The 11,928-nt window shown below is 63.7% G+C and carries 11 protein-coding genes; 6 read left to right on the forward strand and 5 right to left on the reverse strand.

All coding sequences use genetic code 11. The features are described from left to right. Positions 1-3 precede the first annotated feature (3 nt). Positions 4-1,245 carry an MFS transporter gene (locus P5W98_RS31775; RefSeq protein WP_421028398.1) on the forward strand — a complete coding sequence of 414 codons (1,242 nt, stop codon included), beginning with the start codon at positions 4-6 and terminating at the stop codon, positions 1,243-1,245. Between the two features lie 65 nt (positions 1,246-1,310). Continuing rightward, entirely contained in the window at positions 1,311-2,285 is a 975-nt protein-coding gene (locus P5W98_RS31780) for a hypothetical protein (RefSeq protein ID WP_421028773.1), read from the forward strand. 145 nt (positions 2,286-2,430) lie between these two features. Here the strand turns inward: P5W98_RS31780 and chrA are convergent, their stop codons facing one another. Beyond that, positions 2,431-3,660, reverse strand: coding sequence for a chromate efflux transporter (chrA, locus tag P5W98_RS31785; RefSeq protein WP_421028399.1), 1,230 nt, complete (start codon positions 3,658-3,660; stop codon positions 2,431-2,433). 162 nt (positions 3,661-3,822) lie between these two features. On the opposite strand from chrA, the gene P5W98_RS31790 reads away from it, so the two are divergent. From P5W98_RS31790 to P5W98_RS31800, 3 genes are all read left to right on the forward strand, one after another. Continuing rightward, the gene (locus P5W98_RS31790) at positions 3,823-4,365 is read left to right on the forward strand and encodes a helix-turn-helix domain-containing protein (protein WP_421028400.1); all 543 of its coding nucleotides are present in this window, start codon (positions 3,823-3,825) and stop codon (positions 4,363-4,365) included. Continuing rightward, a complete protein-coding gene (locus P5W98_RS31795) occupies positions 4,362-4,778 on the forward strand; it encodes a VOC family protein (protein ID WP_421028401.1) in 417 nt (138 codons plus the stop codon). The genes P5W98_RS31790 and P5W98_RS31795 overlap by 4 nt, the downstream gene beginning before the upstream one ends. 189 nt (positions 4,779-4,967) lie before the next feature. Next, positions 4,968-5,594 (forward strand): histidine phosphatase family protein, encoded by a 627-nt coding sequence (locus P5W98_RS31800; protein ID WP_421042650.1) that lies wholly within the window; start codon positions 4,968-4,970, stop codon positions 5,592-5,594. Positions 5,595-5,963: 369 nt separating this feature from the next. Here the strand turns inward: P5W98_RS31800 and P5W98_RS31805 are convergent, their stop codons facing one another. From P5W98_RS31805 to P5W98_RS31815, 3 genes are all read right to left on the reverse strand, one after another. Further along, a complete protein-coding gene (locus P5W98_RS31805) occupies positions 5,964-7,151 on the reverse strand; it encodes a porin (RefSeq protein WP_421028403.1) in 1,188 nt (395 codons plus the stop codon). Between the two features lie 120 nt (positions 7,152-7,271). Continuing rightward, complete coding sequence (locus P5W98_RS31810; RefSeq protein ID WP_421028404.1) at positions 7,272-8,066, reverse strand: ABC transporter substrate-binding protein; 795 nt, start codon at positions 8,064-8,066, stop codon at positions 7,272-7,274. Positions 8,067-8,105: 39 nt separating this feature from the next. Further along, a complete protein-coding gene (locus P5W98_RS31815) occupies positions 8,106-9,227 on the reverse strand; it encodes a M20 aminoacylase family protein (protein ID WP_421028405.1) in 1,122 nt (373 codons plus the stop codon). Positions 9,228-9,405: 178 nt separating this feature from the next. Between P5W98_RS31815 and P5W98_RS31820 the strand changes: the two genes are divergently transcribed. Continuing rightward, positions 9,406-10,359 carry a LysR substrate-binding domain-containing protein gene (locus tag P5W98_RS31820; RefSeq protein WP_421028406.1) on the forward strand — a complete coding sequence of 318 codons (954 nt, stop codon included), beginning with the start codon at positions 9,406-9,408 and terminating at the stop codon, positions 10,357-10,359. Between the two features lie 422 nt (positions 10,360-10,781). On the opposite strand, the gene P5W98_RS31825 is transcribed toward P5W98_RS31820, so the two are convergent. Beyond that, entirely contained in the window at positions 10,782-11,864 is a 1,083-nt protein-coding gene (locus P5W98_RS31825; RefSeq protein WP_421028407.1) for an ArsO family NAD(P)H-dependent flavin-containing monooxygenase, read from the reverse strand. Between the last annotated feature and the right edge of the window lie 64 nt (positions 11,865-11,928).

Here is an 11,928-nt window from a genome sequence, read left to right on the forward strand (position 1 = left end):
GCGATGACTCCCTCCAAGGCGCCGCTTTCCGTTCTGTTCCCGCCTGCTGGCGTGGACCGCAGTGCGTGGCTGCTGCTCGTTGCACGAAGCCTGCGCGGGATCTGCGATGGGTTCGTTGCTGTGCTGCTGCCAGCCTATCTGCTGGCGCTCGGATTCGGGAAGCTCACGGTTGGACTGATCGGCACCGCCACGCTGCTGGGCTCTGCCGTTGCGACGATCGCGGTCGGCTTGATGGGCAGCCGTTACCCCCAGCGTGCGCTGCTGGTTTTCGCTGCCGCCCTGATGGGGGCGACCGGCCTGGCGTTCGGATTCCTGTCGTCACTCTGGCCGCTGCTCGTGGTGGCGTTTGTCGGTACGCTCAATCCAGGCTCGGGTGACGTCAGCCTGTTTTTGCCGCTTGAGCACGCACGCCTTGCCGCATCCGCGAAAGGTGATGCCCGAACAGCGCTCTTCGCGCGATACAGCCTCCTGGGCGGGCTCTCGGCTGCGTTGGGCGCACTGCTCGCCGGACTTCCGGATTGGATTGCTGTGCATGCCAATGTGCCCGCGCTTCTCCCGATGCGTGCGATGTTCATCGTCTATGCGATAACGGGCTTCGTTATCTTCCTGCTGTATCTGCGGCTGCCAAAACGCGAGGCGCACGCGGCGGCGGCCCGGGCATCGCTTGGTCCCTCGCGCGGGATCGTTACACGTCTCGCGCTGCTGTTCAGCGTCGACGCGTTTGCAGGAGGGTTGCTCGTGAACTCGCTGCTGACGCTGTGGCTGATTCAGCGATTTGGCTTTTCGCTTGTCGCCGCAGGGCAGTTCTTCTTCTGGTCAGGGCTGCTGAGCGCGGGCTCGCAACTTGCCGCTGCACCGATTGCCCGCAGGATCGGCCTGCTCAACACGATGGTGTTCACCCACATTCCATCGAGCATGTGCCTGATCGCTGCCGCGTTCACGCCAACGCTTCCGTTGACGTTGATGTTGTTGCTCGCGCGCAGCGCGCTGTCGCAACTCGACGTGCCAACCCGGAGCGCATACGTGATGGCTGTCGTGACGACACCCGAACGACCGGCTGCGGCGAGCTTTACGGCGGTGCCGCGCAGCCTCGCGGCGGCAGTCGCGCCGACGATCGCCGGTGCGCTGCTTGGAGCAGGATGGCTCAGTGCGCCGCTGATAGCGTGCGGCACGCTCAAGATCGCCTACGATCTAGCGGTGCTTGCCGCTTTCCGTCATATCAGGCCGGACGGAGGGGCATCGTGAAATGTTTTCGCGCAGGCCATGACGTCATTGCGCCGCGCGTCTGCATGCTTTGCGCGCTGGTGGCCATGGCCGGCTGCCTTGTCAGTTGTGTTGCGCATGGCGCGGATGACGCGGTAACCGGCAATCTGCCATTGAAGCACGTCGAGGACGTTCCTCTGCCCGGACGAGCGTCACGATTCGACTACGAAAGCTATGACCCCGGCACGCATCTGCTGTTCATTGCCCATCTCGGGGACAGTGAAGTTGTGGTGTTCGATACGCGCGCGTCTCGCGTTGTCGCGCGCGTACCCGGCATCTCGTCCGTGCATGGCGTGCTGGTAGTGCCCGAACTGTACCGCGTGTATGCATCGGCAACCGGTACAAACGAGATTGTCGCAATCGACGAGCGCACGCTAAAGATCACTGCTCGCGTGCCTGGCGGTACCTATCCGGACGGTATGGCCTATGCGCCCGATGCGCACCGACTCTTCGTTTCAGATGAAACGGGTGAAACCGAGACGGTGATCGATGTTCAGGGTAACCGTCGTGTAGCGACGATTCCGCTCGACGGGGAAGTTGGCAATTCGCAGTTTGATCCGGTGTCGCGACACATCTTTGTCAATGTGCAGACGCGAAGCCAACTGGTGGACATCGACCCAGCCACCAATACGATCGTTTCCCGTATCGATCTGCCGGGCGCGAAAGGCAATCACGGGCTGTTGATCGTTCCGGAATCTCGCCTCGCGTTGATTGCCTGCGAGGGCAACAATCGCCTGCTTGTGCTCGACATGAGGACGGAGAAAATTATCGAGGCGTTCGATGTCGGCGGCGATCCGGATGTGCTCGCGTTCGATTCCGCGTTACGCACGGTATACGTGGCCGGTGAGGCGGGCGTCGTGTCGATGTTCGGCGTTGCGGGGAGCCGGGTGACGAAGATCGGCGACGGCAGGGTAGGCCCGAATGCACATGTCGTCAATGTAGACGCGGCGACGCATCGATCCTGGTTTCCGCTGAAAAGTGTCGATGGACATCCAGTGCTGCGGATCATGGCGCCGCAATAAGCCCCGAGCTACCGGCAGGCTGGATATTTCCTCGGGGCCATAATGTGCCGAGGGGCGCTGCGCTACCGCATAACAGGCAGCCGATGACCAGAGTCGAATGATTCATGGTGCAATCAATTTCCCCAGAAATCCGCGAAGAACTCTTTCACCCGAGCAAACTCTCCCCAATCCCCATTGCCATGCAAAAACCCACCACCACCAGCGGCGCCATCTTCCACCGCGTCAACAGAAAAAAGCCAACACAAGCGATGGCGAAATCGATCTGCGTGCGCACCGCGCTGGTCCATACCGGCGAGTAAAGCGCCGCAGCCAGTAATCCGACCACCGCCGCATTGATCCCGGCCAGCGCCGCGGACATCGCCGGCCGACTGCGCAATGCGTGCCACCACGGCAGCGCGGCCAGCACCAGCAGCAGCCCCGGCAGAAAGATCCCCACGGTAGCCAGCAGCGCGCCGCTCCAGTGGTTGGGCGGGCTCGCCATCATCCAGCCGAGAAAAGCGGCAAACGTGAAGAGCGGGCCCGGCACGGCCTGCGCCGCGCCGTAGCCGGCGAGAAAGTCATTCGGCGCGACCCAGCCCGTTGCGACCGTTGCGTGCTGGAGCAGCGGCAGCACCACGTGTCCGCCGCCGAACACGAGCGCGCCCGACCGATAGAACGCTTCGAACATTCGCGCGCCTTGCGCGGTTGCGCCAATCAGAGGAAGCCCGAAGAGCAGCACGCAAAAAACGATCAACGCGGCGATGCCCACCTTGCGTGAAACGGGAAATACGCCGGAATGCGGAAGCATGGCGCGCGCATTCCCAGCGCTCGCCGAGCGGCACAGCGCAAGGCCGAGCAGCGCGCCCGCGGCAATCGCGATCAGTTGTGCGTAAGCCGTGGTCAGCACGCTCAGCATGGCGATAGCGGCGAGCGCGATGCCCGCGCGGCGGCGGTCGGGGCACAGGCGCCGCGCCATGTCCCAGACTGCCTGGGCCACCACGGCCACCGCGACCAGCTTCAGCCCATGCACCACGCCGGCACCCACCGGCCCGCCCAGGTCCGGCGCGATGGCCGCGAAGACCAGCATCAAGAACACCGAGGGCAGCGTGAAGCCGCACCAGGCCGCGAGCCCGCCGGCCCATCCCGCCCGCAGCAGGCCGATCGCAAAACCGGTCTGGCTGCTGGCGGGGCCGGGCAGGAACTGGCACAGCCCGACCAGATCGGTGAAGGCCGCGTCGTCGAGCCAGCGGCGGCGCTCGACGAACTCGCGACGGAAATAGCCGAGGTGGGCAATCGGGCCGCCAAAGCTCGTCACGCCGAGCCTGAGAAAGACCAGCAGCACTTCAAGAGCGCGGCTGGCGGAGCAAGTGCGAGGCGAAGACATGTCGGTATGCATGAGGGTGTGCGGAGTTTGGGCGCTCTCGATCTTATCGTCCGAATATGTCGGGAGCCAAACCCGAAGGCATCCCGGCAGGGCGAATCACGCGCCAGCTCTCCTGGGATGCCGGTATGCTTGTTGCGCCCGAACCATCGGCCATCACGCCAGCCCTCGAAACCCATGCCCTCACGCAAGAATCATGGCACGCCGCCGCCCGCCGTTTCTCCCGCGGCGCGCAGCAGCGACGCACTCGAAGACCCGGCCCTGTTGCGCCGCCTGCTGCGCGCACGCGACCGCATGGACGCCGCCTCGCACGAGGCCTGGCCCGTCAAGCGTCTTGCCGAAGTCAGCGGCGTGTCCGAGGCGCATTTCGCGCGCTCGTTCAAGCGGGCCTTCGGCGTGCCGCCGCACCGCTACCTGCTGACGCGGCGCATCGAGCAGGCCACCACGCTGCTGCGCGACACCGAGCTCGGCGTTATGGATATCGCGTTCGCCACCGGCTGGGAGAGCCTCGGCACGTTCGGGCGCATTTTTCGCGACATCACCGGCAGGAGCCCGAGCGCGATGCGCCGCGCGGCGCGCGCGAGCGGGTCCGCGTTGGGGCGTGTGCCCGCGTGCGTGCTGAAGGCCGCGCAGCGCCCCGATCTCACCATGGCAGTTTTGGAGAAGCGCCGCCGGCTTGCCCAAGCTACAGTGCGGCCATCTACCAAGGAGGTCACATGAACCAGGGCATCAATGTAGTGGGCTTGTACGTCGACGATCAAGACGAAGCGCTCGAGTTTTACGTCGGCAAACTCGGCTTTCGCGTTCATACGGATGTGCGTAACGGCACGTACCGCTGGCTGACGGTCCAGCATCCGGATCAGCCTTCGTTCCAGCTCGGCCTGTTCGCGCCCGGCCCGCCCGTGCACGACGAAGCCACCGCGCAAACCCTGCGGGCCATGGTCGCCAAGGGGGCCATGCCGCCCCTCGTGCTGGCGGTGGCAGACTGCCGCGCGAGCTACGCGGCGCTCAAGGAAAAAGGCGTGGAGTTCACGCAGGAGCCGGTGGATCGCTACGGCAGCGTGGATGCCGGCTTTCGCGACCCGGCCGGCAATGGATGGAAAATGATCCAGGCGCCGGACCAGGGACACTGAGCGGACACTGAGGCCCCGCCCTGACGCCTCGCTTCGAATCTCGGATGAGCGGTCCGTCCACGCGCAAGGATCGCGCTGTGCGCTGCCTGCCATCGGGGGCGCAGCGCTGCCTTAAAATGACTCCGTGAATTCGTTCCTGCGCCTTGCGGCTTGTGCCGCGAGGCCGCAGCCCGTTACCGGAGTGACCCGATGTCCGTCGATACGAAAGCAAGCGCCGCGTCCGGCGAGGTCTGGCTGATCCGCCACGGCGAAACCGAGTGGAGCCGCAGCGGCCAGCACACGGGGCGCACGGACATCGCGTTGACCGACCATGGCCGTGAACAGGCGCGCGCGCTCGCGAGGCCGCTCGCTTTGCAGCGCTTCGACGCGGTGCTCGCGAGCCCGATGTCGCGCGCCATCGAGACCTGCCAGCTGGCGGGCCTCAGTAACGAGATGATGGTGTCGGCCGATCTGCACGAATGGGACTACGGCATTTACGAAGGCCGCACGACCGCCGAAATCCACAAGACGGAGCCGGACTGGAATGTCTGGAATTCGCTGATCCCGCACGGCGAGAGCCTCACGCAGGTGGAGGCGCGCGCGCGTGGCGTGGTAGGGAGTTTGCTGAGGATGCTCGCTCAGGGCGAATCGGGGCGGCGCATTGCCGTTTTCTCGCACGCGCATTTCCTGCGTGTGCTCGCCGGATGCTGGGTTAGCAATTCGGCGGCGCTGGGCGCGCATCTCTATCTGGACACGGCCACGCTCAGCGTGCTCGGCTTCGACCGCGAGAACCGCGCGATCCGGCGCTGGAATTCGCGGCCCGAAGGGTGCGCGTAAGGGCGCGCCGCAGCGGTTTTTCTCTTCGTGCCCCTTGCCCCTCGAAGGCGGGCATGCCGCTGCAAATCGAACAGCTCATGTTGTCGCCGTATTGAACGGGCGGCCGTTGATTTCTGCGCGCGCAAAAAAGTTTTCGCGGATTTACGGGGGAGATAGTTTGCGGATAAGGTGTTGTCGGCCAGTTTCGGACATACATCACGAGCCAGAAGCGGACACTGGAGCGTCCGCTCTGTTCGCGAACGCCGTCGTTGACGATATTCGCACGCACATTAGCGTCGGGAAATGGTACGGCGACGGCTGAGGCTGCCCCGCTTGCGTGCGTCAGTCGACCTGTGCTCCAGTCGAGCGGAGCACAAGGCTGACCTGTACTTAGAAGCTGTGCCGGATGGCAGCACGTACAACTAGCTGGCGCGAAGTCGAGGAAAGATCCTGCGCGCCGGGCACGTACGCGTGATCGAGCGACGAGCCGGTCTTATCACCTGCGACCAGCTGGAAGGCGCCTTGAAGATAGACGTCCGTGCGCTTCGACAGATTGTAGTCGGCCATCAGCCCCACCGAGTGGATCGACGGGTTCACGCTGCCTGTCGTCGCATCGTAGTGCTCGAGCGTGTAAACATAGTCCGCTGCGACGACGAAGGCCGGCGTGAACTGGTACTTGCCATTCACCTCAAAGTTCTGGTACCTGAGTGACGTTACCCGGCCGCCGGCGAGCGGTCCGGTCACCGGCTGGATCGTCTCGTCGCCGCTGAGATACCCGACGTTGGCCACGGGCTGGCCGATGTATGTGTTGGTATACGCGAAGCCTATCGTTGCCGATCCGGCCGTGTAGTTCACGCCCGCGCCGAATATCTGCAGCCGCGACGAAGCGAAATTGCCGTCCGCGCCATTCGAGCTGCTCGCACCAGCGATCGCGCCGCCCGAGGTCAGCGCGGGATTGCTGGCGTTAAGGTAGGCAGCGGCGATGAGCCATCCGCCCACCGTGTATTGGGCGCCCAGGCTCACCGCCCGGTTGTTCGCAAAGTTCGTATCGTTGCTGAAGCTGTACGTGCCGCCAAACGAGAAGCCGCCGTACGTTGGGCTTGTGTATTTGATCGTGTTGTTGAGCCGGAAGGTGTTGTCGGTGTTGTCGTTGTCGAAGGGGTGCGCGAACAGGTAGCCGCCCCAGTTGCCATTTGACGTGGTCTGCGCGAGATAGTCGACCACGGAATCGTACTGACGCCCGAGCGTCAGTGTGCCGTAGCGCTCGTTGGCGAGGCCGACGAATGCCTGCCGCCCGAAAGCGCGGCCACCTTCTGCCAGCGCGCCGTTGCTCGCGTTGAATCCGCTTTCGATCTGAAAGATCGCGTTGTTGCCTCCGTCCAGGTCTTCAGTGCCCTTGAGTCCCCAGCGGCTGCCCTGAGCATAGCCGCTCGTCATTTCGTAAACGGCGTGGCCACCCACGTTGTTCGTGTAGTCAATACCCTCGTCGATTACACCGTACAGGGTTACGCTACTTTGCGCGAACGCAGGCGCCGCTACACCGCACAGCGCCATGACGCAAAAGATCTTCCTCTTCATCAGATCTCCAATTTTTATATGGCATGCTAAACATATCAACGAAGGTATTCCCCTTTTTCCTTCGCCTTGGCGGGGCGCATGCCTTGCGCCCGCCACGCCGGCTACACGACCCGGTCTGCGTTATTTCGCGCCGTAAATGTCGAAGTCGAAATACTTCTGGTTGATTCGCGCGTAGGAGCCGTTCGCGAGAATCTCGGCTAGCGCTCCGTTGAACGCGTCGCGCAACTCAGTGTCCTGCTTGCGCAGGCCGAGGCCGTCGCCTTGACCGAAGAACTTCGGATCGTCAATGGCGTGTCCGGCGAAGGTGAAGTCCTTGCCCTCGGGTCGTTTCAGAAAGCCATTACTTGCCGCAATCGAGGCCTGAAAGGCTGCGTCGAGACGACCGGACGTCAGGTCCGCGTACACCTGATCCTGGTTCTGGTAGGCGACGATCTCCACGCCGGCCGACTGCCACTTCGCGCGTGCGTAGTCCTCCTGGCTCGTGCCTTGCTCAACGCCCACACGCTTTCCTTTAAGCGAGGCCGCGGCGGGCAGCAGCGGCGAGCCGCGCCATACGACGAGCCGCGCGGGCGCGTTCGAGATCTTGTTGGTGAAGGCGATCTGTTCCATGCGCTTGGGCGTGATCGTCATCGACGAGGAAATGACGTCGAACTTGCGCGCTATAAGGCCCGGGATCATGCCGTCGAAGCTCGTCTCCACCCACACGCAATGCGCGTTCAGTTGCGCGCACAACGCATTGGCGATATCGACGCCGAAGCCCGTGAGCTTGCCGTCCGGCGTCTTATATTCGAGCGGCGGATAGGTCGGGTCGACCGCCAGCCTGATTTCCCGCCCCTTGAGATCCGCCGCGTGTACGGAGCTCGCCGTCGCAGCCGCCGCGAGCGCCAGTGAAAGCGCCATCGTCCATGTCTTCATTTGCCTGTCTCCTTGCTGTCGTATCAGTTGTTTCGAGAGTTATTGCAGAATGTGCTCCGCGAGCTTGACCCAGTAGCTCGCGCCAATGGCGAGGCTCGCATCGTTGAAGTCGTAGCCGGGATGGTGCAGCGAGCAATGCTGCGCGCCGTCCCCATTGCCGATCGAGAGGTAACTGCCCGGGCAGCGCTCCAGCATGTATGCGAAGTCCTCGCTCGCCATGAGCGGACGCAGCCCGTCGATCAGCATCTGCGCACCGCCCCATTCGAGCGCGACGCGACGGGCCAGTTCGGTCTCGTCTTCGTGGTTGACGAGCACCGGGTAGCAATGACGGTAGTCGATCTCCACGCTTGCGCCATAGCTTGCGGCCTGCCCTTCGGCCACTTCGCGGATGCGCCGCTCCAGCAGGGTGCGCACCTGCGCCGAAAGCGCGCGCACACTCAGGTGCAGTTCCGCGTGGGGCGCGATGACGTTCGAAGCGCTTCCCGCGTGCAGCGCGCCGACGCTGACCACGGCCTGATCATGCGGGGCCACGTTGCGCGCCACCACGCTTTGCAACGCCATGACGATCGACGCACCGACCACGATCGGGTCGATCGTCTGCTGAGGCGCTGCCGCATGGCCGCCGCGCCCGATCACGCGGATCGTCACCTCATCCGCGGAGGCCATGAACGCCCCGCTGTGAAAACCAATCGTTCCAGCGGGGAAGCCCGGTATGTTATGCATCGCGAACACGGCGTCGCAGGGAAAGCGCTCGAACAGGCCGTCTTCGATCATCCTGAGCGCGCCGCCCAGGCCCTCTTCAGCCGGTTGAAAGATCAGGTGCAGCGTGCCGCACCACTGCGGTTTTTGGGCGAGACATCGTGCGGCCGCCAACAGCATCGCCGTGTGGCCGTCGTGGCCGCACGCGTGCATGACACCGTCGTTGCGGCTGGCATAGGGAAGGCCCGTCGCCTCGTGTATCGGAAGTGCGTCCATGTCGGCGCGCAGTCCGAGATTAAAGCCCCGCCCGCGCTCGATCGTCCCGACCACGCCCGTCCCTCCGATGCCGCGCATCACACGATAGCCCCACGATTCGAGCTTCGCAGCGACGAGCGCGCTCGTCGTGTGCTCTTCGAAGCCCAGTTCGGGCTGCGCGTGCAATTCGTGGCGCAATGCAATCATTTCAGCTTCTATCGCCGCCATTTCCGCCAAAACCCACTGCCTATTCAATTCGCCTCCTTCACCCTTGCGTGCATCGTGGATCGAATCGTATGCAGTGCAAATTCCGGGGAACAGCCAGCGTTTTGTTATGATGACAACCTTTTGTTGTCGCCCTTCGCCAATCGGCGTCTCTGCATAAATGAAACTGCACCAACTGGAAGCACTCGTCGCCAGTGCGGATGCCGGCAGCATCCGCGGCGCGGCCCGCGCGCTCGGGCTTTCCCAGGCCGCCGTCACGCGCGCGCTGCGCGAACTGGAGGCGAGCGAGCGTCTTCCTCTACTGATCCGCGCGCCGGAAGGCATTACGTTCACCGAGCATGGCAAGGTGCTGCTCACGCACGCGCGCCTCGTGCTCAATCAGCTCGAACACGCGCACAGCGACCTGGAGCGCCTGAGGGGGCGAATGGAAGGCAGCCTCATGGTGGGCGTCACGCCGTGGATTACGCTGACGTTTCTTGCAGAAGCAGTGCAACTTTTTCGCAAGCGCATGCCGGATATCCGCCTGGAGCTGATTGAAGGACTGATGGCGGTCGCCCAGCCTTTGCTGCGCGAAGGCAGCATGGACTTCGCCATCGGGCAGTTGCAGCCCGGTGCGAGCGCGCAGGAGTTCGCGTGTGAACCAGTGCTTGCTTACGAGTCGACGGTGATGGTGCGCGAAGGCCATCGGAAGGCGCGGGCGCGCTCCATCCACGAATTGCTGGACGAGGACTGGGTGCTCAATTTTGCCCCGGACGGCCAGCGAGATCTCATCGACTATCTCTTCACGCGCCACGGCGCGCAGATAGACGAGCGCCGTATCGTGCGTGCGCAGTCGGTAGCGACGCTGCAGACCATGGTCGAGCAGGCAGACATGTGCACGTGGAGCCCGACGATCCTGAGCAGCGTGCCGCCTTTCGGCGGCCGCCTGAAGCCGCTCGCATTGCGCGAGGCGTTCGAACCCCGACAACTGAGCATCGTCACACGCCGCAACAGCACGCTGAGCCGCGCGGCCGTCGCCTTCATCGAATGCCTGCTTCAAGTCATACGCCGACATGCGCGCTCGGCGAAAAAGGAAGACCTCGCCTTGTTCGAAACGTTGGAGCTGTTGATCTAGCGCCAGAGACTGTGCGTCATCGAGCGACCAGTCTGCATTTGTGAACGGCCATCGCCAATCCGCGAGATGGAGTGGCAGCAACGGCTCGGTTCAGTGCATTCGCCGGCGGAACGACGGCGGCCGAACGCCAGCGTTCGGCAGCAGGCAAATTGATGGTCATCCATGAACACTGGCCACGGACGCATCGGAGCGTGCAGTCTGGTCGCACCCGCCTACCTTGTCACGCTCAGTCTGGCTGGTGTGTGGTGGGGCTTTCCAGCGAATGTCCGGCTCTTGCGTGCTACCGCTATCGTTACAGCCTGGACCGGAGCCGGGTTGCTGGTGGGGGGCCTGGCCTTGATGATGCGCGCGCCGCGCCGGGCTGCCTTAATGGGCGGGCTAGATCTCATTTGCCAGTGGCATCATCGCAGCGGTGTCATCGGCTACGGTCCCGACGTGCTGCGCGGCTGTATGGCGCGCAGATATTGGGCTATGTCTCCCGCCGCGTCGCGAGCACTACGCATTACACCGATGAGCGTGGCAGAGGCGGCGCCGCACCACTCGCCGTAACCGACAAACCACAAGCGTTCCTCGTCGCTGGCGCGCGTCCCGTCTGTCCTCGGCAATCCGTTGGCGTCACAGATTTGTAGCGGATCAAGATGTTTGAGTGCGGGGCGGAACCCGGTGCACCAGATCACGACATCGACGCGGGAATGCGTGCCGTCGCTCCAGACGACGCCGTCGGCATCGAAATGGCTGAACGGACGCATTGCGTGCAGCACGCCTCGCGCACGCGCCTCCCGTACCGGGGCCACCATGACGATGTCGCCCAAACCTCCTACCGGCGCCATTATCGTGCGCCCGTCGCGCAGAGCCTGCCATTTGGCTGTCGCGCGTTCGAACAAGACCCGGCCATCCACGTCGTCTGGAAGAAAAACGGGTTCCTGCACTGTCACCCACGTAGCGTTGCAGACGGTCGATACCTCTGCCAGGATTTGTGCGCCTGAGTTGCCGCCGCCCACCACCAGCACGTTTTGTCCGCGCAGATCGTCAGGATTGCGGTATTGCGCCGAATGCATCTGGCGACCCCCAAAGTTCTCGCGTCCCGGGTAGTCCGGGACATAGGGCGCGCTCCAGGTGCCGGTCGCGCTCACGACTGCCCTTGCCAGCCATTCTTCGTGAGCGGCGGTGACCAGCAGGCCATCCTGAACGCGTGAAACGGATTTGACATGAACGGGGCGCCGGACAGGGAAGTGATAACGGTCCTCATATCGCGCCAGATAGTCGATGACCTCGTTGCGCGACGGGTATGTGTCGTGTGATACGGGCATCTGCCAGCCTGGCAGCGAACTCCATTGCGCAGGCGAAAACAGGTGGAGCGAGTTCCAGGTATGTCGCCAGGCGCCTCCGGGGGCGCTCTGGTCGTCCAGCACGAAATAGTCGAGTCCCGCACGACGCAGGAAGTAGGCGGTGGCAAGGCCGGCCTGGCCACCTCCGATGACTACCACATCGATGTCTGTACGCATGAGTTTTCGTCCCATCTCCTGATTCGGATTCTGGCGGTGACGCGGCACGGCGCACGAACGGCAC

Source organism: Paraburkholderia sp. A1BS-2L (assembly GCF_051125205.1).
GTDB lineage: Bacteria > Pseudomonadota > Gammaproteobacteria > Burkholderiales > Burkholderiaceae > Paraburkholderia.